We start from the raw sequence: 23,710 nt of genomic DNA, 5'->3' as shown, positions 1-23,710 counted from the left end.
CGACCTATCCGACACAATGCGCAAGTGCCGGATAGGAACGGCAAAATTTTTTACACTTCTATTACTTCTTTATCGCACATCAGTAAAGAGCCAGGGCATGAAGCAGCTCATGGCCGGTGCTGGTGTAGCCGTGGTAGGCATGGTCCTTGTACCTCTGCTCTCCGGGCTTTTCTCTGTCTAAGCGTCTCCGTATGAAATCCTTGCCGCTTCCGCAGTTTTGCGGGGGCGGCGGAAAGGAGGTTGACACCGTATGGATTTCTTACTTGAAGCCCTGACAAATTGGCTGAAAGAAATGCTGGTGGGCGGCATTATGAGCAACCTTTCGGGGATGTTTGACAGTGTAAACCAGCAGGTCGCGGATATATCCGTACAGGTAGGCCAGGCCCCACAGGGATGGAATGGCAGTATTTTCAGCATGATTGAGAATCTGTCCAACTCCATCATGGTGCCGATTGCAGGCGTGATCCTGGCTATCGTGATGACCGTAGACCTGATCCAGATGATCGCAGACAAGAACAACCTGCATGATGTGGACACCTGGATGATTTTCAAGTGGGTGTTCAAATCAGCCGCTGCCATCCTCATTGTCACAAATACATGGAATATCGTGATGGGCGTCTTTGATATGGCGCAGAGCGTAGTGGCGCAGGCGGCAGGGGTTATCAATTCGGATGCGTCCATTGACATTTCCTCAGTTATGACCGATCTGGAACCGAGGCTGATGGAAATGGATCTGGGACCGCTGTTCGGACTGTGGTTCCAATCCCTCTTTATTGGCATTACTATGTGGGCGTTATATATCTGTATCTTTATCGTTATTTATGGCCGTATGATCGAAATCTACCTTGTGACTTCGGTGGCTCCCGTTCCAATGGCTGCAATGATGGGTAAAGAATGGGGCGGTATGGGCCAGAATTACCTCCGATCCCTGCTGGCGCTGGGCTTTCAGGCGTTTCTCATCATCGTCTGCGTGGCAATTTATGCTGTGCTGGTGCAGAACATCGCTCTGGAAGATGACATCATCATGGCGATCTGGAGCTGCGTGGGCTACACCGTGCTGCTATGTTTTACGCTGTTCAAAACCGGCAGTCTCGCAAAATCAGTCTTTCAGGCTCATTAAACTATGTCGGGAGGTACATTATGAAAGAGATAACTTTAGGAACACTTTTTGACGGGATAGGGGGTTTCCCCTATGCCGCCTTATTTTATGGAATCCGTCCTGTCTGGGCAAGTGAAGTTCTGCCGACAGCCATATCGGTCACAAAACGGCATATTCCAGAAATGGTCCATGTAGGAGATATTACAAAACTGGACGGACGCAAGCTGCCACCTGTGGACATCATCACTTTTGGTTCACCCTGTCAGGGACTATCCATCAGCGGACGCAGGTTAGGGTTAGCGGATGAGCGCAGCGGGTTGTTTTCTGAAGCAATCCGTATTATTCGAGAAATGCAGGAGGTAACACATGGACAATATCCGCAAATCGCAATATGGGAAAACGTCCCCGGAGCTTTGTCATCCGCAGGAGGATGTGACTTTGCGGCTGTGCTGCAAGCGTTCACAGAAACCCCGGTTCCAATGCCTTATTCTGGGCGATGGGCCAACGCCGGAATGGTACGAAGCCGAGGAATTGATCTCGCTTGGTGCGTGTACGACGCCCAATATTTCGGAACAGCACAGCGACGCAGGCGCGTGTTCCTTGTCGCTGATTTTAGAGGAAAATGTGCCGGACAAATACTTTTTGTCCCCAAAAGCCTGCGAGGGTATTTTGAATCGGGCGGAACGCCGCGGCAAGCACTTACCTCCTTTGCTGCAAGCAGCGCTGGAGGAACAGTCCCGCAAGACCGATATTTGAGCGATACCGAAGTGTACTGCATTGTGGGCAATATCATTGGACGCCAGCCGCATAACGGAGGAAATGGAGCTGGATACCAAAGTGACATTTCTTATACCCTGACAGGGGCAGACCGTCATGCGGTTGTTGCGCCGCTTGTCATACTCAACGACCAGGGCGGAGCTTCTATGAGCGTGGAGCGCAGTAATATTTCTCCTACTCTGCGAAGCCAAACACACGGAAATCTGCCAATCATAGCTGCTATGTCACAATCTCCTCCCGCCATGGTCAGTGCCGGTTTCCGCTATAAAGCAGGAAGTGCGGCCGGCAGTATAGGGTATCAGGAGGAATTGGCTCCAACTCTTATGGCATATCAACCTTGCGGAGCGTTGGTCGCCCAACCAGAGAGAAAATATATTGTGCGTCGGCTAACCCCTATGGAGTGTGAGCGGTTGCAGGGATTCCCGGATGGATGGACCGCATACGATTTTGAACATGGGATAATCAGTGATTCAAAGCGATATGAGATGTTAGGAAACAGCGTGGCTGTTCCCTGTGTTGCTTACATCATGCAAGGGATTTATCAGGTGTTGTCAGAAAGGAGCGTGTAATTGTGGCTTATGTACCCGTACCCAAGGACTTAACAAAAGTCAAAACAAAGGTCATGTTCAATCTGACCAAGCGGCAGCTTATCTGCTTCACGGGCGGAGCGCTTATTGGCGTACCGCTTTTCCTTTTGCTCAGAAAACCTACCGGAAACAGTGTAGCGGCTATGTGTATGATGCTGGTTATGCTGCCCTTCTTTATGCTGGCTATGTACGAAAAGCATGGACAGCCCCTGGAAAAGATCGCGGGCAACATTCTCAAAGTAGCTGTGATCCGTCCCAAGCAGCGTCCCTACCAGACCAATAACTTTTATGCCGTATTAAAGCGGCAGGAAATGCTCGATAAGGAGGTGTATGACATTGTTCACCGCAATAAAAAAATGGCTGCATCGGATGTTCGGGAAAACCGAGGAAAAAACTGTGCAGCCGGTAAAGACAAAGAAAAAGCTGTCCCGCGCCGATAAGAAGCAGATCGAAGCGGCCATTGCCCGCGCTAACCGCACGGACAAAAAAGGAAAATCTGCGCAGGACAGTATCCCTTATGAACGGATGTGGCCGGACGGAATCTGCCGCATATCGGACAGCCACTACACAAAGACCATCCAGTTTCAGGACATCAACTATCAGCTCTCCCAAAATGAAGATAAGACGGCAATCTTTGAGGGTTGGTGTGATTTCCTCAATTATTTTGACAGCTCGATTCATTTCCAGCTGTCTTTTTTGAACCTTGCGGCATCGGAGGAGACCTTTGCTAACTCCATTTCCATCCCGCCCCAGAGGGATGCCTTTGACAGTATCCGCGAGGAATACACCACAATGCTGCAAAATCAGCTGGCCAGAGGTAACAACGGTCTCATCAAGACCAAATACCTGACCTTTGGTATCGACGCAGACAGCATCAAAGCCGCCAAGCCCCGTCTGGAGCGTATTGAGACCGATATACTTAATAACTTCAAGCGTCTTGGTGTAGCTGCCAGAACGCTGGACGGTAAAGAAAGGCTTTCTCAGCTTCATGCGGTATTCCACATGGATGAACAACTCCCGTTTCAGTTTGAATGGGACTGGCTGGCTCCTTCCGGTCTGTCCACAAAGGATTTTATTGCACCAAGCTCCTTTGAGTTCCGCACCGGCAAGCAGTTCCGTATGGGTAAGAAATACGGGACTGTTTCTTTTTTGCAGATTCTCGCACCGGAACTGAATGACCGTTTGCTGGCTGATTTTCTGGATATGGAAAGCTCGCTCATTGTGAGTATGCACATTCAGTCGGTGGATCAGGTGAAAGCCATCAAAACGGTAAAGCGGAAGATTACCGACCTGGACCGCAGCAAGATCGAGGAACAGAAAAAAGCAGTCCGTGCCGGATACGACATGGACATCATTCCATCTGACCTTGCTACCTACGGCAGTGAAGCGAAAAAACTCTTGCAGGATTTGCAGAGCCGCAATGAGAGAATGTTCCTTTTGACCTTTCTGGTGTTGAACACAGCGGACAATCCCCGTCAGCTTGGCAACAACATCTTTCAGGCAGGCTCTATTGCCCAGAAGTATAACTGTCAGCTGACCAGGCTGGACTTCCAGCAGGAAGAAGGGCTGATGAGCTGTCTGCCTCTGGGTCTCAATCAGATTGAGATCCAGCGAGGATTGACCACCAGTTCCACAGCTATCTTTGTGCCCTTCACTACGCAGGAACTGTTCCAGAACGGGAAAGAAGCTCTGTACTACGGCATCAATGCTCTGTCCAACAACCTCATCATGGTGGATCGAAAGCTGCTGAAAAACCCCAACGGCTTGATTTTGGGTACGCCGGGTTCCGGTAAGTCCTTCAGCGCAAAACGAGAAATTGCCAACTGCTTTTTGCTTACCAATGATGATGTCATCATCTGTGACCCGGAAGCAGAGTACGCACCTCTGGTGGAGCGTCTGCATGGGCAGGTCATCAAGATCTCGCCTACCTCAACCAACTACATCAATCCGATGGATCTGAACCTGGACTATTCGGATGATGAAAGCCCGCTGTCGCTCAAGTCTGACTTTATCCTCAGCTTGTGTGAGCTGATCGTGGGCGGTAAGGACGGATTGCAGCCGGTGCAGAAAACCATCATCGACCGTTGTGTGCGTCTGGTCTATCAGACCTATCTCAATGACCCAAAGCCGGAGAATATGCCCATACTGGAGGACCTATATAACCTGCTCCGTTCACAGGAGGAAAAGGAAGCCCAGTATATCGCCACGGCCCTTGAAATCTATGTAACCGGCTCCCTCAATGTGTTCAACCACCAGAGCAATGTGGACATCAATAACCGCATTGTCTGCTATGACATTAAGGAGCTGGGCAAGCAACTCAAGAAAATCGGTATGTTGGTGGTCCAGGATCAGGTGTGGAACCGCGTTACCATTAACCGCGCTGCCCACAAGTCCACCCGTTATTACATCGACGAGATGCACCTGCTTTTGAAGGAGGAGCAGACCGCCGCTTATACGGTGGAAATCTGGAAGCGATTCCGCAAATGGGGCGGTATTCCGACAGGTATCACCCAGAATGTCAAAGACCTTTTGAGCAGCCGCGAGGTGGAGAACATCTTTGAAAACTCCGACTTCGTGTATATGCTCAACCAGGCAGGCGGAGACCGTCAGATTCTCGCCAAGCAGCTGGGCATTTCCACGCACCAGCTTAGCTATGTGACCCACTCCGGTGAGGGCGAGGGCCTGCTGTTCTATGGCTCCACCATCCTGCCCTTCGTTGACCACTTCCCGAAGAATACTGAGCTTTACCGCATTATGACCACCAAACCCCAGGAACTGAAAAAGGAGGATGAATAACTATGAAACAGAATATTTGCGAACTTGATACCATGATTTTTTTCCGTGAGGCATTGGAGGCTCACGAATTCATGTTGCTTCCGGTAATGGCCTCCGCTGTTGTTGAGTGTCGTACCGCTGACAAAGAACTCAAAACCTTGAATGAGGATGGCGAAATTGGTCTTGCCCGTCTCTTTTCGATTTGGGCGAATATGATGTGTGCCCCTGGTGCAGCAACCATTGTAGGGTGCAGACCTATCACAATGCTCTCTGAGATTCTGGCGCAAGTCCATGCGTATCTCACCGTGCATCCGCTATATGATCCGGAAGGTTTGGCCCTCTATGTGGAGCTGCACCACATGATGGATGCTATCCTAATGGGTGATTGGTTTGAATAAAGAGCCGCGCCTGCGCTTTACTGATGAGGAACGGGCTGACCCTGCACTGGAAAAGCCGATCCGCAAAACGGAGAAAGCTACGGCCAGAGCAGATAAGGCGCAGGCCAATATTCCAAAGAAAAAAGTCAGACAGACGGTCATTGACCCGGACACCGGGAAAAAGACCTCGAAGCTGACCTTTGAGGACAAGAAAAAACCACCTTCCAAACTTTCTCAAGGGGTTAAGGAAGCTCCCGTCCATCTGGTCGCGGGCAAGTTTCACAAAGAGATCCGGGAAACAGAACAGGACAATGTGGGTGTGGAAAGCGCCCACAAGTCCGAGGAGGCGGTGGAGACCAGCGCTTATCTGGTGCGGGAGGGCTATCGCAGCCACAAGCTGAAGCCGTACCGCAAAGCAGCCCAGGCCGAGCAGAAGCTGGAAAAGGCAAATGTAAATGCCCTGTACCAGAAGTCCCTACGGGAAAATCCTCAGTTTGCCAGCAACCCTCTCTCCCGCTGGCAGCAAAAACAGAGTATCAAAAAGCAGTATGCCGTCGCCAAGCGCACCGGTCAGACTGCCGGAAATACCGCCCAGGCTGCGTCCAAAACCGGAAAAGCCGCAAGGACGGTAAAAGAAAAGGCACAGCAGGCAGGGGCATTCGTCATGCGCCACAAGAAGGGCTTCCTGATCGCAGGGGTTTTGTTCCTCATCGTCTGTATGCTGATGAATACCATGTCCTCCTGCTCTATGATGGCACAGAGTATTGGTTCTGTAATTTCCGGCACTACCTATCCATCGGATGACCCGGAAATGCTGGCGGTGGAGGCAGATTATGCAGACAGAGAAGCTCGGTTGCAGGAGAAAATCGACAACATCGAAAGCAGCCACCCAGGGTATGACGAGTATCGCTATAACCTGGATATGATTGGCCATGACCCCCATGAGCTGGCGGCAGTTCTCTCTGCTGTCTTGCAAGGCTATACACGCCACAGCGCACAGGCAGAGTTGAGTCGTGTGTTTGATGCACAGTATCAGCTCACGCTGAGAGAAGAAATTCAGATTCGCACTTACACTGACGAAGACGGGGATGAGCATGAATATGAATATCGTATTCTCCATGTAACTTTAACAAGCCGTTCCATTGCCTCTCTTGCGCCAGAACTACTGACTCCGGAGCAGATGGAGATGTACCAGGTCTACCGACAGACTATGGGCAATAAGCCGCTGTTATTTGGTGGCGGTTCCCCCGATACAGGTGTTTCTGAAGATTTGACTGGTGTTGAATTTATCAATGGCTCCCGCCCCGGCAATCCGCAGCTGGTGGAACTGGCGAAAAGTCAGGTGGGCAATGTGGGAGGACAACCTTATTGGAGCTGGTACGGCTTTGACTCCCGTGTGGAATGGTGTGCCTGCTTTGTATCATGGTGCTATGGTCAATCCGGTCGAACGGAACCACGCTTTGCTGGTTGTCAGTCTCAGGGTGTTCCGTGGTTCCAGTCTCATGGACAGTGGGGCGCACGAGGATATGAAAACATTGCCCCCGGTGATGCCATTTTCTTCGATTGGGATCTGGATGGTTCCGCAGACCATGTGGGAATTGTTGTCGGCACCGATGGCAGCCGTGTTTATACCGTGGAGGGAAATTCCGGCGATGCCTGCAAGATCAAAAGTTATGACCTGAATTATCAGAGTATCAAGGGCTACGGCCTGATGAACTGGTAACAGAGATTTTTTAGAAGGAGTGATAGACGATGGCAAAGAACAAAATTGAACGCATTGACCAGGAGATTACAAAGGTCCGCGAGAAGATCGCAGAATATCAGGAAAAGCTCAAGGCGCTGGAGGCACAGAAAATCGAGGCAGAAAATCTGGAAATCGTCCAGATGGTGCGCGCTTTGCGTATGACCCCTGCCCAGCTGAGCGCCATGCTGTCCGGCGGCACAGTTTCCGGCAGTATGGTGGATGACAACAACGAACAGGAGGAAAACAGCTATGAGGAATAAACGATTGCTCCGAACACTTTCCGCCCTTTGCCTGACGCTGGTTCTGGCATCGGGCTTTACTGTTCCCGCTTTTGCCCAGGGCGCAGCGCCGCCCCCGGCAGAGGATACCACCAATGACAGCAATGTGGTGGTGGAAGAAACGGAAAAAGCACCTCCGCTGACCCCGGATGGCAACGCCGCTCTGGTGGATGATTTTGGTGGCAACAAGCAGCTCATTACCGTTACCACCAAGGCAGGCAACTATTTTTATATCCTGATCGACAGGGCCAACGAAGATAAAAAGACTGCTGTTCACTTTCTGAACCAGGTGGATGAAGCGGACCTGATGGCACTGATGGAAGATGGAAAACCCAAAGAGGAGCCGCCTGCTGTGTGCAGCTGTTCGACAAAATGTGAAACAGGGACAGTCAATACGGCCTGCCCGGTCTGTGCAACCGATATGAGCAAATGTACGGGCAAAGCACCGGAACCTCCGGCAGAAACACCGGAGCCGGAAAAAGAGAAGCCTGCCGGACTGAACCCGGCTGCCCTGATCCTTCTGCTGGCTCTGCTGGGCGGCGGTGGCGTATTTGCCTACTTGAAGCTCGTTAAGAATAAGCCTAAGACCAAGGGCAATGACAGCCTGGACGATTATGATTATGGCGAGGAAGATTCCGAGGAATGGGAAACCGAAGATGAGGAAGTCCTTGAGGATGGTTTTGAGGGTTCTGACCCTAATGAGGAACGCGATAGAGCAGATTGAACTATTTGAGCGTAGCGTATTTCAAATCATTGCGGGATAAGGGACAGAGGACAGGGAGAAATTCCTGCCCTCTGCTGCTCTATTCACTCTCTTACTGTAAATCCACACCCAAAATCAGCAGCACATGGTCAAAGAAAGGAGGACCTCACAATGAACACCTGGAACTGGTTATTACACTTTCTGATTATTTTTGATCTGGTCGCCTTCGGAATTTACTTTGGAGGAGACATTCTTTTCACTGCTATCAGCAAAGTTCAAAAAAAGTCAAAGAAGGACGATGACTTGGATCTTTATGATTTTGAAATTGAGACCGCACCCCAAAAGCGCTCTTTATGTGTGGACTCAATCCGAATGCTTTATTCTGGTGAGATAGATGAATTTGTGGAAAAGGAGCTGTTGCTTGATGCAGCGGAGACCATGAACGCTTTATCTGAAGCTGAAAAAACAGCCGTTAGCCTGTTACTAAAAGCTTATATCGGTTTTTTGAGCGAAGAAGCAACGGTAGATGAACAAAGTTTTCCCATGGTTAAGGAACTGTTGTCTTATACGCAGGGCAGCAAAGAAGATGGTGAAAAAGATGCCATAGATTGTCTGATGGAAGATACGGTCAGCAGAACCCACAGACATCGAGAATATTACAACAATTATCAACGCTATCAACTGATGCAGGTGGATAAAGAGCGTGTGATTATGGCCTGCAATATCATAATCAATGATTTGATTGGCAGGTTGTACCGATATGATTATCGCTTTGGCTATGACATTACACTTGCCTCAGAACACAGCATTGCAAAAAAACTGTCTGATAATTGGCAGAATGAATGGGAGGTTGAAGATTATGAAGCTGGTGATTGCTGAAAAACCATCGGTTGCACAAAGTCTGTCGGTGGTGATTGGTGCAACCGCCCGTAAGGACGGGTATCTGGAGGGCAGCGGTTGGCGTGTCAGCTGGTGCGTGGGCCATCTGGCCGGGCTTGCGGATGCAGACAGTTATGACCCCAAGTACGCCAAGTGGCGATATGATGACCTGCCTATTCTGCCGGAGCATTGGCAGATGGTGGTGGGAAAGGATAAGAAAAAGCAGTTTGATATTCTCAAAAAGCTGATGAACGCCCCGGATGTGATGGAAGTGGTAAATGCCTGTGATGCCGGACGCGAGGGTGAGCTGATCTTCCGCAGCGTCTATGAGCTGGCAGGCTGCCGAAAGCCCATGAAACGCCTCTGGATTTCTTCGATGGAGGACTCCGCCATAAGGGAGGGCTTTGCAAACCTGCGCCCCGGTGCGGACTATGACGGACTTAGGGATGCTGCCCTCTGCCGTGCCAAGGCCGACTGGCTGGTGGGGATCAATGCCACAAGGCTTTTTTCCGTGCTGTATCACCGTACCCTCAACATCGGGCGCGTGATGTCCCCAACGCTGGCACTCATTGTCCAGCGAGAAGCTGAGATCGACACTTTTAAGCCGGTTCCCTTTTATACCGTGGCGCTGGAGCTGCCCGGTCTTACCGTATCCGGGGAGCGCATGGCGGATAAAGCTGCTGCCGAACAGCTGAAAGAAGCCTGTCAGGGTGCAAATGTCACAATCAAAAAGGTGGAGCGCAAGGAAAAGTCCGAAAAGCCACCTGCCCTTTATGACCTGACTACTCTGCAAAGAGATGCCAACCGCCTGCTTGGATTTACGGCCCAGCAGACCCTGGACTATCTGCAAAGCCTGTATGAAAAGAAGCTCTGCACCTATCCCCGTACTGACAGCCGCTATCTGACCGGTGATATGGCAGACAGCCTGCCGGTGTTGGTGAATCTGGTTGCCAATGCTATGCCGTTTCGCAAAGGGATCGCCATTACCTGTGATCCGCAGACAGTCATCAACGATAAGAAAGTAACCGACCACCACGCAGTAATCCCTACCAGAAATCTCAAGGATGCAGACCTTTCTGCCCTTCCTGCGGGAGAAAAAGCGGTGCTGGAGCTGGTGGCCCTGCGTCTGCTGTGTGCCGTGGCCCAGCCCCATATCTATTCGGAAACCGTTGTGATTGCAGCGTGTGCCGGTAGGGAGTTTACCGCCAAAGGAAAAACGGTGAAGCACCCCGGATGGAAAGCACTGGAGGACGCCTACCGTGCCAAAATGAAGGATGCAGAGCCGAAAAAAGAGGGCGCAGAGAAAGCCCTGCCGGAGCTGACCGAAGGACAGACCCTTTCGGTTGTTGCTGCAATCGTCAAAGAAGGCAAAAGCAGTCCGCCCCTGCACTTTACGGAGGACACTCTGTTGTCCGCGATGGAGACTGCCGGAAAAGAGGATATGCCGGAGGATGCCGAGCGAAAGGGTCTGGGGACACCGGCCACCCGTGCCGGTATTTTGGAAAAGCTGGTATCTGCCGGTTTTCTGGAACGAAAAAAGAGCAGGAAAACGGTGCAGCTTCTCCCTTCCCACGATGCAGTTTCCCTGATCACCGTTCTGCCGGAACAGCTGCAATCGCCGCTTCTGACTGCCGAGTGGGAGTACCGACTGGGCGAGATCGAGCGCGGGCAGCTTGCCCCAGAGGAGTTTCTGGACGGGATCAGCACCATGCTGAAAGACCTGGTGGGAACTTATCAGGTCATCAGGGGAACTGAGTACCTGTTCACTCCGCCCCGTGAGGTGGTGGGCAAATGCCCTCGCTGCGGCGGTGAAGTTGCAGAACTGCAAAAAGGCTTCTTCTGTCAGAATGATTCTTGCAAATTTGCAATCTGGAAAAACAACAAATGGTGGGCTGCCAAGAAAAAACAGCCGACCAAAGCTGTGGTGTCTGCGCTGCTGAACGATGGCCGTGTCCGTGTGACGGGCCTATATTCGGAGAAAACCGGAAAGACCTACGATGCCGCTGTGGTTTTGGAGGATGATGGACAGTACGCCAACTTCAAGCTGGAATTTGACCAGCGGAAAGGAGGCAGCCGATGAAGCTCTCTTTAGTGGAACGGGAAACCATTCTCCTCTATAACCAGGCAGAACCAATGGCTGAGATCTATACTCATGATCCCCGTCTGATGGAGAAGCTGGATCTGCTGGCAAAAAAGCACCCCGACCAGATCACCCGAAAGGACGCCCATAACTTTACCGTCCCAAAGCGGTGTGTATCAGTCAGGGAGCCATATAGCGCAGAACGCCGCAAAGCCGCCAGTGAGCGTGCGAAAGCTGCCGGATACCAGCCCCCTGTGAGAAAGTCCGGCAGTTAAAGGCACATGACAGAGAATGTATTTGAAGCAGTCAAGCAGTCGGTCAGCACCAGAGATGCGGCAGCGTTTTATGGGATCGAGGTCAAACGAAATGGCATGGCCTGCTGTCCCTTTCACGATGATAAGAACCCCAGCATGAAGATAGACCAGCGGTTCCACTGCTTTGGCTGCGGTGAAGATGGAGATGTGATCGACTTTACCGCAAAGCTCTTTGACCTCTCCCCAAAAGAAGCGGCGGAGAAACTGGCACAGGACTTTGGCCTGATCTATGACAGTCAGGCCCCTCCCCGTAGGAGATATGTCCGGCAGAAAACAGAGGCACAAAAGTTTCGGGAGGACCGGCAGCGGTGTTATCGCGTACTGTCCGATTACTACTATCTGCTGAAAAAATGGGAGGCCGACAATTCTCCCCGGACACCGGAGGAAGAACCGCACCCCCGTTTTGTGGAAGCAATCCAGGAGAAAACCTATGTAGAGTACCTGTTGGACCTTTTTCTTTATGAAAGTGAAGAAGAACAAAAGGCATGGATTGCAGAACACACAGCAGAAATCACACATTTGGAAAGGAGATTGAAAATCATGGCTGAGAACAAACCCACCAACCGAGAGCGGCTAAGGGAAATCACAGATGGCATCAAGCAGGGCATCAAGGAACTGTTTGAGAGTGAAAAGTATATGCGCTATCTGTCCGTCATGTCCCGCTTCCACCGCTATTCGGTAAACAACACCATGCTCATCTATATGCAGAAGCCGGACGCTACATTGGTAGCCGGATACAATAAGTGGAAAGACCAGTTTGAGCGTCATGTTAAAAAGGGAGAGCATGGCATTACCATCATTGCTCCCACACCATATAAGAAGAAAATCGAGGAGCAGAAACTGGACCCGGATACCAAGGCTCCGATTTTGGATAAAGACGGAAAGATCGTCACAGAGGAAAAAGAAATCGAGATCCCCATGTTTCGCCCGGTCAAGGTCTTTGATGTGAGCCAGACCGACGGGAAACCTTTGCCTGAGCTTGCTTCCTCCCTTTCCGGCAATGTGCCAAATTATGAGGCATTCATGGAGGCTCTGCGCCGCAGTGCGCCGGTGCCGATCACTTTTGAAGCAATGGCCGCCGATACGGACGGCTATTTTTCTGCCGATCATCAGAAAATCGCCATTCGTCAGGGCATGAGTGAGGTGCAGACGGTTTCGGCCACAGTACACGAGATTGCCCACAGCAAGCTCCACAATCAGAAAAAGATTCAGATTGCCAATGACGAGCAATATCAGGAGATCGAGCTGTTTGATAAACCCGGTCTGTTCTCCAATGGGCGGATTGTCCGTGATAATCTGCCGGAGGGCGTTTATTGCTATGACCTGCGCGGTTCTGACTACGACCCCGGAGAGCCGGTCTGTGTAGAAGAACAAGTGGTTGTAAACCATGCAGGTTCCGTTCTGCTGACAGAGCCGCTGGAGCTGGCGGAAGATGGACGCCTGATGCTGACCGAGGAAGAAGGACTGAATTTTGTTGGCGGCTTTTCTACTCTCGCCCAGTTTTTGCAGGAACAGAAGAAAGACCGTCACACGGAAGAAGTAGAGGCTGAAAGCATCTCCTATGCAGTCTGCAAATATTTTGGCATTGAAACCGGAGAAAACAGCTTCGGCTATATTGCCAGCTGGAGTCAGGGCAAGGAACTGAAAGAGCTGAGAGCCAGTTTGGAGACCATCAATAAGACCTCCGGCACTTTGATCTCTGACATTGAGCGCCACTATAAGGAAATCTGCAAAGAGCGTGGAATTGACCCCAATGCAAAAAAAGAGCCGGAAATGGCGGTTCTTGATGCGGAGGCAAACCAGCAGGAGGCTTTGTTTCTAATTGACGATGCCACCTATCTTCATATTCAGCCCTGTGACAGCGGCTGGGACTACACCCTTTACGATGCCGCGTCCATGAAAGAGCTGGATGGCGGTCAGCTGGATATGCCGGAGCTTTCCCGCATGAAGGCAGTTCTCCAGATTTGTGATGACAACGATCTGGACAGCACTTCACTTAGACACGCTCCCCTGTCTATGATCGAGACCTTGCAGGAAGCTGCCTATCAGCAGATGCAGGCAGAGGTCGGTCAGATGGTCGCTTCTTCCCAGCTGCCGGAGGCACAGGAGCAGGCGCTGGATGAATACCCAACGCCCGATGAGCAGGTCTCCACACCGGATATGCAGAAATACGGTTACTCTTATGACGGGATGCTCCCTGTTACAAGAGAACGGGCGCTGGAACTGGATGCTGCCGGTTTGACCGTCTATGTGCTGCATGAGGACAATACGGAGAGCATGGTGTTTGACCCGCAGGAAATCATGGAGCATGGCGGTCTTTTCGGTGTGGACCGCGAGGAATGGGAGAAAAGCCCTCAGTTCCACGAAAAGGTCATGGAGCGTCAGGAACATCAGCAGGAACGAGAACAGGCATTTCTCTCCCAGAACAGAAACTGCTTTGCCATCTACCAGGTGAGCCGTAACGATCCGCAAAATGTGCGCTTTATGAATCTGGACTGGTTAGAGTCCCATGATGTTTCCGTAGACCGCAGCAATTATGACCTCATTTACACCGCTCCGCTGAGTGAGTCTGGCACTGTGCCGGAGCAGCTGGAAAAACTCTATCAGCAATTCAATCTGGAAAAACCCGTAGACTTTCACAGTCCCTCCATGAGCGTCAGCGACATCGTTGCGATCAAACAGGACGGTAAGGTATCCTGTCATTACTGCGACAGCGTTGGTTTTACCCAGATCCCCGGATTCCTGCCGGAAAATCCGCTGAAAAATGCGGAAATGGCCCTGGAGGACGATTATGGCATGATCGACGGTATCATCAACAATGGCGCAAAAGAGCCTACGGTGGCAGAGCTGGAACAGCAGGCCCGAAGCGGTCAGCCCATTTCCCTGATGGAGTTGGCAGCCGCCACCCATCGGGAGGAACGGGAAAAGAAAAAGTCCGTCATGGAGCAGCTGAAAGGCCAGCCCAAGACAGAACACAAAAAGACAGCACCAAAAAAGAGTGCGGAAAGGGAGATTTGATATGGGAAACTTTACTTTTGAGGAAATGAACCTGATGTGCATTTACAATACCGGCAGCCGCACCGGATTGATCGACAGCCTGCGTGAGATGCGCGGCGAGCTTTCGCCGGAGGAAACGGAACTGAGGGAGCTAACCGACAGCGCCCTTACGAAGCTCTGTGCGATGACCGATGAGGACTTTGCCCAGCTGGAGCTGTACCCGGATTTTGACCAGTAAACAGCATAACCGCAGGGATGGGGTGGCAATTTGCCACCCCACCTCTTTACCCCAAAACTGAAAGGAGGACAGAACACCATGCTAACCAAAGCTGAACTATATGCACAGATGGCGGACAAGGTGGCAACACAGCTCACGGGGAGCTGGCAGGAATGGGCAGGGTTTCTCACCACTGCTTCCCGTCTTTACAAGTACCCGTTCCATGAGCAGCTGATGATCTACGCCCAGCGACCGGACGCCACCGCCTGTGCAGAGTACGATTTGTGGAATGAAAAGATGGGCCGGTATGTAAGACGCGGCTCCAAGGGGATCGCTCTGGTGGACGATTCCGGAGACAGACCACGCCTGCGCTATGTCTTTGATATTTCCGACACCGGAACCCGTGAACATTCCCGCACTCCCTGGCTGTGGCAGCTGGAGGAGCGCCATCTGGATTCCGTGCAGGCCATGCTGGAGCGCACCTATGATGTTTCCGGTGATGACCTTGCCGGACAGCTCACGGAGGTAGCCGGAAAACTGGCCGAGGAATACTGGACGGAGCATCAGCAGGACTTCTTCTATATCGTTGACGGTTCCTTTTTGGAGGAATATGATGAGTATAACATCGGAGTGCAGTTCAAGGCAGCCGCCACCGTCAGCATCACTTACGCTTTGATGTCCCGCTGTGGACTGGAGCCGGAACGCTACTTCGACCACGAAGATTTCATGGCGATCTTTGATTTCAACACCCCGTCCACCATCGGGGCGCTGGGAACAGCGGTCAGTCAGATCAACCAGCAGGTGCTGCGGCAGATCGGCGTCACCGTCCGAAATGCAGAGCGCGAAGCCAACCAAGAAAGGAGCAAACAAGATGAACAATCCCATGACCTACATCCAGAACGGAGACTATCTGATTCCCGACCTGAAGCTGAGCCAGCAGCCGGAGAAACCTCTGGGCAAATACGGCAGGATGAGGAAAACCTACCTGAAGGAACACCGTCCCATCCTCTACAACCAGATGTTGCTGAGCGAGAAGCTGTACCAGCACCTTCTGGAGATCGACGAGACCGCCCAGAACAGACTGGAGCAGATGATGCCCCAGCTGGCGAAGGAAGCGGGAGCCACCGAGGAACTGAAAGCCAGCGATCCCATGAAGTGGGTGGGGCTGATGAACACCTGCAAAGCTCAGGCAGAGGAAATTCTGATGGCGGAGCTTATCAACAGCTGACCCTAAACCTGTTCCTCTCCGAAGCGGAACAGATCCAATCCATAGATGAAGCAGAGTATGTAGCGCATACATCCTCTGCTTTTTCTTTTGCCCAAAATGATATTGACCATGTGCTGCGTTTGGGCGGCAATACAGACCGCCAGAGGGAGCGTGTGGTTGCAGCCTTTGAAAAGCAGAAAACCACCGCTGAGATTGCCGAGATACTGAAAACGCTGTACCACGGCGGCAACGGTCTTGGCAGTGTGAGCGCATGGTATGCCGAGGATGGTATCCATCTTTCCCACGGGAAGTCTGTCCGTTATGACAGGTCTGCCCAGGTCATTTCCTGGGAGAGCGCCGCAGAGCGTATCGGGGAGCTTTTGGAAAGTGGTCAGTTTGCCTCCAATGTGGAGCTTGCAGAAGCGGCAGGCTATGAACGCTCCCTCCTTGCAGAAAAGCTCTGGTATCTGTATCACGATCTCAGTGAGGACGCCAGAAAAGCCGGATATTTGTCCTGCCTGTCAGAGATTAAAGGCAATGGGTTCCCGGAGGAGACCCGCCGCCTGAATGAGCAGCTGAGTGACCCTGCTTTCCGCCAGACCCTCAAGGAAGAATACGCTGCCTTCTGGACTGCCTATCAGCAGGACCGTGACCTGTTGCGTTTTCACTATCATAGACCGAGGGAGATCTGGGAGAACCTGAAGGACCTTGACCTGCCCCGCAGGACCTTTTCTTCAGAGCTTTCCCAAGTGCCAACCGTCCAGCACTTTATTACCGAGGATGAGATTGACGCCGCCATGACCGGCGGCAGCAGTTTTGCCGGAGGAAAAGGCCGTATCTATACTTTCTTCATGGAAAACCATACGGATAAGGAGAAAGTGAGATTCCTCAAAGATGAGTATGGCATGGGCGGACGCTCTCATGCCCTGTCCGGCGCAACACACAGCGGCGAAGATCACGACGGGAAAGGACTGCACTATAAAAAGCAGGACTGCCCGGATGTTCACTTGAACTGGGAAAAGGTTGCCAAACGCATTACCTCTCTTGTCCAGAAAGGCCGCTATCTTACCGAACAGGAACAGGCGCAGTATGACAAAATCCAGGCTGAAAAGGAACTGGCAGAAGAAGATGCCATCCAAGCCCAGCAGCCGGAGGTGGAGGAAGAAACGCCAAAGCCTACCCTTCGGGAGCAGTTTGAGCAGTATAAGCCTGTGGTGACTGCCGCCATTTCCGAGGATGCCGCATACCGCAATGCTTGCGGTCATTCTGACCATGAAAATGCTGTCATCGAGGGCAATGCCGCTGTGCGCCGTGCGGTCCTTGGTTCTAAGGATATGGAGCTGATCCGCCTCTATTCGGATGTGCCGGAGTTCCGCCAGCGTCTGCACCGGGAAGTGATCGACGAAACCTATCCAAAGCTCCATGAGCTTCTGCGCCCTCTTTCTCAGGAAGATATTGATACTGCCCTTTGTGCATGGAACGGCAATATTGAGAGTAAACACGCTGTCGTCCGCTATATGAAAGATCATGCAAGAGAGAAAGATACCGCTGCATGGCTGGCTCAGGAATACGGCGGCAGCAACAGCCTGTTCGTTGTCCGTGCCGGAAGCCCGGAGGAAACGCAGCTGCCCTGGCCGAAGGTACAGCGCCGAATCGCCCAGCTCATTCAGGAGGACCGGTTCTATACCGAAGAAGAACAGGACCGTTTTGACAATATCGACCCCATCGCCATCCGGGAAGCCCTGGAGGAAAGGGGCATCGTCAACGGCCAGGTGGCAGACTCGGAAAAACTGGACAATGACCCATTTATCCAACAGGTGATGTCAGATGCAGAGCAGATCGCAGCTGCCGAGGCAGAGCAGACTTCCGAGATTTCCATTTCCGATGAGGAATATGATGCCGTTCGCAGTCCAATTCCGCAAAGGACTTCCTATGACCCTGCCGCCCCGGTTTATGCTGTGGGCGATACCGTGTATATCGAGGATGACGCCTATCAGATCACCGAGCTGCGGGAGGACACCGTACAGCTTCTGCCCACCGGCATGGTATATCCCATCTATCGGGCAGAGCGCAAAGAACAGTTCGAGCAGTTGCTTCGGGCAGACCGCCGCAATGCTTACTATACCGAGCTTCTTCCCATTGACCCGGACAAGGCAGATCAGGACTTGCGGGATGTATTGTCCCATGGACTGATGGATGAAGCAGATAAAAAACAGGTTTCCACGCTGCTGCAATCCGGCAGGAGCAACAGTGAGATTGCCTACTGGCTGAGCAGAGCCTACCCTCATGAGATTGAGACCCTGAATCTGGAGACCGGCGATATTGCCGATTACCGTACCACGGCACAGGGCATAGAACTGGAAGTCATGGATGCAGAGGAAAAGCGTCTGGCTATGCTGTATTTCCGCTGGGATGAGGTTGCGCCTTTGCTGCGCGGGATGTATGCCCGTCAGCAGGACGGTTTTGGACAGGAACAGCCCCAACCGGCTACCGAATCCCCGACCTTCCATTCCGAGACCATGGCCGTCTATCCGGGCGATAAGAACAATCTGCCTTATGATGTGGTGGTGGAACGGCTGCATATCGAGGAGCCGGAGCCACCAGCCCCTGTGACTGAGTCGGAGAAACCCTTTGAGGAAGTGCTGGACGAACACCCGGTTTCCATTCAGGTCAATGGCCAGTGGCAGACCTTCCCCAATGCCAAAGCTGCCGAGGAAGCCTCCTATGAGGAATACAAGGCCAACCTGCGCCGTAATGCACAGAACTTCCGCATTACCGATGAGCATTTGGGCGAAGGCGGTCCGAAAGCCAAGTTCCAGGCAAATATCAATGCCATTCGTTTGCTGAAAGAGTTGGAAGCTGCCGGACAGCAGGCAAGCCCGGAACAACAGGAAGTCCTATCCCGCTATGTGGGCTGGGGCGGTCTTTCTGATGCCTTTGACCCGGAGAAACCGGCATGGGCTTCCGAGTATGCCCAGCTGAAAGAGCTGCTGACCCCGGAGGAATATGCCGCCGCCAGAAGCTCCACCCTCAACGCCCATTACACCAGCCCTACGGTCATTCAGGCCATCTATGAAGCGGTGGGCCGTATGGGATTTGAGACCGGAAATATTCTGGAGCCATCTATGGGTGTGGGCAATTTCTTCGGTATGCTGCCGGAGGAAATGCGAAACAGTCGTCTGTACGGTGTGGAGCTGGACCCGGTTTCCGGGCGCATCGCAAAGCAGCTCTATCCCAAGGCGGACATCACAGTAGGCGGCTTTGAGACCACCGACAGGCGTGACTTCTTTGACCTTGCCATCGGCAATGTGCCGTTCGGTCAGTATCAGGTCAATGACAAAGCCTACAACAAGCTGAATTTCAGTATTCATAACTATTTTTTTGCCAAAGCACTCGACCAGGTGCGTCCCGGCGGTGTGGTAGCTTTTGTGACCTCTCGATATACCATGGACGCCAAGGATTCCACCGTGCGCCGCTATCTTGCCCAGCGTGCTGAGCTGCTGGGAGCTATCCGTCTGCCTAATGACGCGTTCAAAAAGAATGCCGGTGCCGAGGTGGTATCGGACATCATCTTCCTCCAAAAACGGGACCGCCCGTTGGACATCGTGCCGGAATGGACCCAGACCGGACAGACGGAGGACGGGTTTGCCATCAACCGGTATTTTATCGACCACCCGGAAATGGTGCTGGGCAGACAGGAGCCGGTAAGCACTGCACATGGTATGGACTACACCGTGAACCCCATCGAGGGACTGAAGCTTTCCGACCAGCTGCATGATGCTGTGAAGTACATTCATGGCACTTATCAGGAGGCAGAGCTGCCGGAGCTGGGCGAAGGCGAAGCCATTGGCACCTCCATTCCTGCCGATCCTAATGTGAAGAACTATTCTTATGCCATTGTAGACGGGCAGGTGTACTACCGGGAAAACAGCCGCATGGTGCGCCCGGATCTCAACACCACCGCAGAAGCCCGCGTAAAAGGTCTTGTGGGACTGCGTGATTGTGTGCAGGAACTGATCGACCTTCAGATGGATGCAGCGGTTCCGGACAGCACCATTACCCAAAAGCAGGCGGAACTGAACAGCCTCTATGACAGCTTTTCTGAAAAATACGGCCTTATCAATGACCGTGCAAACCGACTGGCCTATGCAGATGATTCTTCCTATTACCTGCTCTGTGCGCTGGAAGTCATCGACGAGGACGGGAAACTGGAACGTAAGGCAGATATGTTCACCAAGCGGACCATCAAGCCCCATCAGGCGGTGGCTGTGGTGGATACGGCAAGTGAAGCACTGGCGGTGTCCATCTCGGAAAAAGCCTGTGTGGATATGGACTATATGAGCCAGCTTACCGGAAAAACAAAAGAAGAACTGGCCGGAGAGCTGCAAGGCGTGATCTTCCGTGTACCGGGACAGTTGGAGCAGGACGAAACGCCCCATTATGTGACTGCTGATGAATACCTCTCTGGCAATGTACGCCGCAAACTGCGTCAGGCGCAGCGGGCGGCACAGCAGGACCCGGTTTATGCAGTCAATGTGGAAGCTCTTACCGCCGCCCAGCCCAAAGACCTGGATGCGTCGGAGATTGAGGTGCGTCTGGGCGCTACCTGGATCGACAAAGAGTACATCCAGCAGTTTATGTACGAGACCTTCAACACCCCGTTTTATCTCCAGCGCAGTATCGAGGTCAACTATTCGTCCTTTACCGCTGAATGGCAGATCAAGGGGAAATCTTCTGTATCCTACAACGATGTGGCAGCTTATACCACCTATGGGACCAGTCGTGCCAATGCCTACAAGATTTTAGAGGACAGCCTGAACCTGCGGGATGTCCGCATCTATGACACCATAGAGGACGCAGACGGAAAAGAGCGCCGCGTACTGAACGCCAAGGAGACCACCCTGGCGGCTCAAAAACAGCAGGCGATCCGGGAAGCCTTTAGGGACTGGATCTGGAGAGACCCGGAGCGCCGCCAGACTTTGGTGCGCCAGTACAACGAAGAAATGAACTCTACCCGTCCCCGCGAATATGATGGCAGCCATATCACTTTTGGGGGCATGAACCCGGCCATTACCCTGCGGGAACACCAGAAAAGCGCCATTGCCCATGTGCTGTATGGAGGAAATACCCTGTTGGCACATGAAGTAGGCGCAGGCAAAACTTTTGAAATGGTAGCTGCTTCGATGGAAGCCAAACGCCTGGGACTGTGCCAGAAATCTCTATTTGTGGTTCCAAATCACCTGACCGAGCAGTGGGCGTCGGAGTTTCTGCGTCTCTATCCTTCCGCCAATATCTTAGTCACCACCAAAAAGGACTTTGAGACCCATAACCGAAAGAAGTTCTGCGCTCGTATTGCGACGGGTGATTATGATGCCATCATCATGGGACATAGCCAGTTTGAGCGTATCCCCATCAGCCGGGAGCGTCAGGAACGGCTTCTCTATGAACAGATCGACGAGATCACTGAGGGGATTGCAGAGGTACAGGCCAGTGGCGGCGAGCGTTTTACCGTCAAGCAGCTGGAGCGTACCAGAAAGTCTCTGGAAGCCAGACTGGAAAAGCTGCAAGCCGAGGGACGAAAAGACGATGTGGTGACTTTTGAGCAGCTGGGTGTGGACCGTTTGTTTGTGGACGAGGCCCACAACTATAAAAACCTGTTTCTATACACAAAAATGCGGAATGTGGCTGGCCTTTCCACATCGGACGCGCAGAAATCCTCCGATATGTTTGCCAAGTGCCGCTATATGGATGAGATCACCGGAAACCGTGGCGTGATTTTTGCCACTGGCACCCCGGTCAGCAACTCCATGACCGAGCTTTACACCATGCAGCGTTACCTTCAGTATGAACGCCTGCAAGAACTGAACATGACTCACTTCGACTGCTGGGCTTCCCGATTTGGGGAGACCGTCACAGCATTGGAGCTGGCACCGGAAGGCACCGGCTACCGGGCAAGAACGAGATTCAGCAAGTTCTTTAATCTGCCGGAGCTGATGAACCTGTTCAAAGAAGTGGCGGACATCAAGACCGCCGACCAACTGAACCTGCCCACCCCGGAGGTGGAATACCACAACATCGTGGCGCAGCCTACCGAACATCAGCAGGAAATGGTCAAGGCCCTTTCGGAACGGGCATCGCTGGTACACAGTGGAACCGTTGACCCATCCCAGGACAATATGCTCAAGATTACCTCGGATGGCCGCAAGCTGGGGCTGGACCAGAGGATCGTCAACCAGATGCTGCCGGATGAACCTGGCACAAAGGTCAATCAGTGCGTGGACAACATCATGCAGATCTGGCGGGACGGCAAAGCTGACAAGCTGACCCAGCTGGTGTTCTGCGACATTTCTACACCGCAGGCAAAAGCTCCTGCAAGCAAGGCGGCGAAAACGTTGGATAATCCACTGCTTCACGCATTGGAAGGCGCTGTGCCTCTGCCGGAGCAGGAACCGGTCTTTACGGTATATGATGATATTCGTCAGAAACTCATTGCCCAGGGGATGCCTGCCGACCAGATCGCTTTTATCCATGAAGCCAATACCGAAGTGCGAAAAAAGGAGCTGTTCTCCAAAGTCCGTACCGGTCAGGCGCGTGTGCTTATGGGCAGCACCGCCAAGATGGGCGCAGGCACCAATGTGCAGGACCGTCTGGTGGCACTTCATGACCTGGACTGTCCGTGGAGACCGGGAGACCTTGCCCAGCGCAAGGGCCGTATCGAGCGCCAGGGCAACCAGAATCCCCTTGTCCATGTGTATCGCTATGTGACCGAGGGAACTTTCGACGCCTATCTGTGGCAGACGGTGGAGAATAAGCAGAAATTCATCAGCCAGATCATGACCTCTAAATCGCCGGTGCGCTCCTGCGATGATGTGGATGAAACCGCCCTCAGTTTTGCCGAGATCAAGGCTCTGTGCGCCGGAGATCCCCGTATCAAAGAGCGTATGGATTTGGATGTGGAGGTATCACGCCTGAAGCTGATGAAAGCCGACCACCAGAGCAAGCAGTATCGTCTGGAGGACCAGCTGCTCAAATACTTCCCGGAGGAGATTGAAAAGCACAAAGGTTTTATCAAGGGCTTTGAATCTGACCTGGAGGTTTTGGCAGCTCACCCGCACCCGGAGGACGGCTTTGCCGGTATGGAGATCCGGGGAGACCTGCTGACCGATAAGGAGAACGCCGGTGCAGCCCTTTTGGATGCCTGCAAGGAGGTCAAAACCTCCGATCCGGTGCAGATCGGAAGCTACCGGGGCTATGCCATGTCCGTGGAATTTTCCGCTTGGAAACAGGAATATACGCTCCTGCTGAAAGGACAGATGACCCACAGGGCAACCCTTGGTACAGACCCTCGCGGAAATCTTACCCGTATCGACAATGCCCTCGCCCAGATGCCGCAGCGTCTGGAGGCGGCAAAGGCCCAGCTGGATAACCTCTATCAGCAGCAGGCTGCCGCAAAGGAGGAAGTTGGAAAGCCATTCCTTTATGAAGAAGAACTGAGAAGCAAAAACGCCCGTCTGGTGGAGCTGGATACCCTGCTCAACATCGACGGAAAGGGGCCGGCACACGCTGAGGCTGTTGTTGCCAAAAGCGCACGGCCTTCGGTATTGGACCATCTGAAACGCCCGGTGCCGCCCCGCAGTACAGACAAGAAGCCAAAACAGCATGAGGAGGTGCGATAA

Annotated in this window: 17 protein-coding genes; 16 read left to right on the top strand and 1 reads right to left on the bottom strand. The window is 52.5% G+C overall.

Annotated features, from left to right (window positions below):
- Positions 1 to 16 precede the first annotated feature (16 nt).
- The 14 genes from GPK49_RS01660 (at position 17) to GPK49_RS01595 (ending at position 14,848) form a co-directional block, all read left to right on the top strand.
- On the top strand, positions 17 to 181 hold the full coding sequence (locus tag GPK49_RS01660) for a Maff2 family mobile element protein (RefSeq protein ID WP_081745149.1): 165 nt from the start codon (positions 17 to 19) through the stop codon (positions 179 to 181).
- A 69-nt stretch (positions 182 to 250) separates the two neighbouring features.
- Positions 251 to 1,120 carry a VirB6/TrbL-like conjugal transfer protein, CD1112 family gene (locus tag GPK49_RS01655; protein ID WP_215676531.1) on the top strand — a complete coding sequence of 290 codons (870 nt, stop codon included), beginning with the start codon at positions 251 to 253 and terminating at the stop codon, positions 1,118 to 1,120.
- A 20-nt stretch (positions 1,121 to 1,140) separates the two neighbouring features.
- Positions 1,141 to 2,445: a DNA cytosine methyltransferase gene (locus GPK49_RS01650; protein WP_009298980.1), complete on the top strand. Its 1,305-nt coding sequence runs from the start codon at positions 1,141 to 1,143 to the stop codon at positions 2,443 to 2,445.
- 2 nt (positions 2,446 to 2,447) lie between these two features.
- Positions 2,448 to 2,903 (top strand): PrgI family protein, encoded by a 456-nt coding sequence (locus GPK49_RS01645; RefSeq protein WP_215676530.1) that lies wholly within the window; start codon positions 2,448 to 2,450, stop codon positions 2,901 to 2,903.
- On the top strand, positions 2,860 to 5,259 hold the full coding sequence (locus GPK49_RS01640) for a VirB4-like conjugal transfer ATPase, CD1110 family (protein WP_215676532.1): 2,400 nt from the start codon (positions 2,860 to 2,862) through the stop codon (positions 5,257 to 5,259). Before GPK49_RS01645 ends, GPK49_RS01640 begins: the two co-directional genes overlap by 44 nt.
- A 2-nt stretch (positions 5,260 to 5,261) precedes the next feature.
- A complete protein-coding gene (locus GPK49_RS01635; protein ID WP_002569211.1) occupies positions 5,262 to 5,636 on the top strand; it encodes a DUF3851 family protein in 375 nt (124 codons plus the stop codon).
- Entirely contained in the window at positions 5,629 to 7,338 is a 1,710-nt protein-coding gene (locus GPK49_RS01630) for a C40 family peptidase (RefSeq protein WP_118583039.1), read from the top strand. Before GPK49_RS01635 ends, GPK49_RS01630 begins: the two co-directional genes overlap by 8 nt.
- Before the next feature lie 29 nt (positions 7,339 to 7,367).
- Positions 7,368 to 7,619, top strand: coding sequence for a DUF4315 family protein (locus GPK49_RS01625; RefSeq protein WP_008723337.1), 252 nt, complete (start codon positions 7,368 to 7,370; stop codon positions 7,617 to 7,619).
- Positions 7,609 to 8,361, top strand: coding sequence for a DUF4366 domain-containing protein (locus GPK49_RS01620; RefSeq protein WP_009298983.1), 753 nt, complete (start codon positions 7,609 to 7,611; stop codon positions 8,359 to 8,361). The genes GPK49_RS01625 and GPK49_RS01620 overlap by 11 nt, the downstream gene beginning before the upstream one ends.
- 150 nt (positions 8,362 to 8,511) lie before the next feature.
- Positions 8,512 to 9,219 carry a hypothetical protein gene (locus tag GPK49_RS01615; protein WP_009298984.1) on the top strand — a complete coding sequence of 236 codons (708 nt, stop codon included), beginning with the start codon at positions 8,512 to 8,514 and terminating at the stop codon, positions 9,217 to 9,219.
- Positions 9,200 to 11,299 carry a type IA DNA topoisomerase gene (locus GPK49_RS01610; RefSeq protein WP_215676529.1) on the top strand — a complete coding sequence of 700 codons (2,100 nt, stop codon included), beginning with the start codon at positions 9,200 to 9,202 and terminating at the stop codon, positions 11,297 to 11,299. Before GPK49_RS01615 ends, GPK49_RS01610 begins: the two co-directional genes overlap by 20 nt.
- Positions 11,296 to 11,574 (top strand): hypothetical protein, encoded by a 279-nt coding sequence (locus tag GPK49_RS01605; protein ID WP_055658145.1) that lies wholly within the window; start codon positions 11,296 to 11,298, stop codon positions 11,572 to 11,574. The genes GPK49_RS01610 and GPK49_RS01605 overlap by 4 nt, the downstream gene beginning before the upstream one ends.
- Before the next feature lie 6 nt (positions 11,575 to 11,580).
- Entirely contained in the window at positions 11,581 to 14,631 is a 3,051-nt protein-coding gene (locus tag GPK49_RS01600) for an LPD28 domain-containing protein (RefSeq protein ID WP_215676528.1), read from the top strand.
- A 1-nt stretch (position 14,632) separates the two neighbouring features.
- On the top strand, positions 14,633 to 14,848 hold the full coding sequence (locus GPK49_RS01595) for a transposon-transfer assisting family protein (protein WP_002570996.1): 216 nt from the start codon (positions 14,633 to 14,635) through the stop codon (positions 14,846 to 14,848).
- A gap of 96 nt (positions 14,849 to 14,944) precedes the next feature.
- Here GPK49_RS01595 and GPK49_RS12880 read toward each other — a convergent pair whose 3' ends face one another.
- Positions 14,945 to 15,712 carry a hypothetical protein gene (locus GPK49_RS12880; RefSeq protein ID WP_158365192.1) on the bottom strand — a complete coding sequence of 256 codons (768 nt, stop codon included), beginning with the start codon at positions 15,710 to 15,712 and terminating at the stop codon, positions 14,945 to 14,947.
- Between GPK49_RS12880 and GPK49_RS12875 the strand changes: the two genes are divergently transcribed.
- Positions 15,699 to 16,055, top strand: coding sequence for a TnpV protein (locus GPK49_RS12875; RefSeq protein ID WP_117500162.1), 357 nt, complete (start codon positions 15,699 to 15,701; stop codon positions 16,053 to 16,055). The two genes, GPK49_RS12880 and GPK49_RS12875, sit on opposite strands and share 14 nt — an antisense overlap.
- Before the next feature lie 776 nt (positions 16,056 to 16,831).
- A complete protein-coding gene (locus tag GPK49_RS01590; protein WP_444876930.1) occupies positions 16,832 to 23,710 on the top strand; it encodes an SNF2-related protein in 6,879 nt (2,292 codons plus the stop codon).

The organism is Clostridium sp. MCC345 (assembly GCF_018785345.1).
In the GTDB taxonomy this organism is placed as follows: Bacteria; Bacillota; Clostridia; order Lachnospirales; family Anaerotignaceae; genus Anaerotignum_A; species Anaerotignum_A faecicola.
This window is presented reverse-complemented; position numbering and strand designations above follow the sequence as displayed.

Excerpts from the sequence above, each read along its gene's own strand:
- GPK49_RS01660 (WP_081745149.1), top strand. The coding sequence starts at position 17 with ATGCGCAAGTGCCGGATAGGAACGGCAAAATTTTTTACACTTCTATTA.
- GPK49_RS01655 (WP_215676531.1), top strand. The coding sequence starts at position 251 with ATGGATTTCTTACTTGAAGCCCTGACAAATTGGCTGAAAGAAATGCTG.
- GPK49_RS01650 (WP_009298980.1), top strand. The coding sequence starts at position 1,141 with ATGAAAGAGATAACTTTAGGAACACTTTTTGACGGGATAGGGGGTTTC.
- GPK49_RS01635 (WP_002569211.1), top strand. The coding sequence starts at position 5,262 with ATGAAACAGAATATTTGCGAACTTGATACCATGATTTTTTTCCGTGAG.
- GPK49_RS01625 (WP_008723337.1), top strand. The coding sequence starts at position 7,368 with ATGGCAAAGAACAAAATTGAACGCATTGACCAGGAGATTACAAAGGTC.
- GPK49_RS01620 (WP_009298983.1), top strand. The coding sequence starts at position 7,609 with ATGAGGAATAAACGATTGCTCCGAACACTTTCCGCCCTTTGCCTGACG.
- GPK49_RS01615 (WP_009298984.1), top strand. The coding sequence starts at position 8,512 with ATGAACACCTGGAACTGGTTATTACACTTTCTGATTATTTTTGATCTG.
- GPK49_RS01610 (WP_215676529.1), top strand. The coding sequence starts at position 9,200 with ATGAAGCTGGTGATTGCTGAAAAACCATCGGTTGCACAAAGTCTGTCG.
- GPK49_RS01605 (WP_055658145.1), top strand. The coding sequence starts at position 11,296 with ATGAAGCTCTCTTTAGTGGAACGGGAAACCATTCTCCTCTATAACCAG.
- GPK49_RS01600 (WP_215676528.1), top strand. The coding sequence starts at position 11,581 with ATGACAGAGAATGTATTTGAAGCAGTCAAGCAGTCGGTCAGCACCAGA.
- GPK49_RS01595 (WP_002570996.1), top strand. The coding sequence starts at position 14,633 with ATGGGAAACTTTACTTTTGAGGAAATGAACCTGATGTGCATTTACAAT.
- GPK49_RS12875 (WP_117500162.1), top strand. The coding sequence starts at position 15,699 with ATGAACAATCCCATGACCTACATCCAGAACGGAGACTATCTGATTCCC.
- GPK49_RS12880 (WP_158365192.1), bottom strand. The coding sequence starts at position 15,712 with ATGGGATTGTTCATCTTGTTTGCTCCTTTCTTGGTTGGCTTCGCGCTC.
- GPK49_RS01590 (WP_444876930.1), top strand. The coding sequence starts at position 16,832 with ATGACCGGCGGCAGCAGTTTTGCCGGAGGAAAAGGCCGTATCTATACT.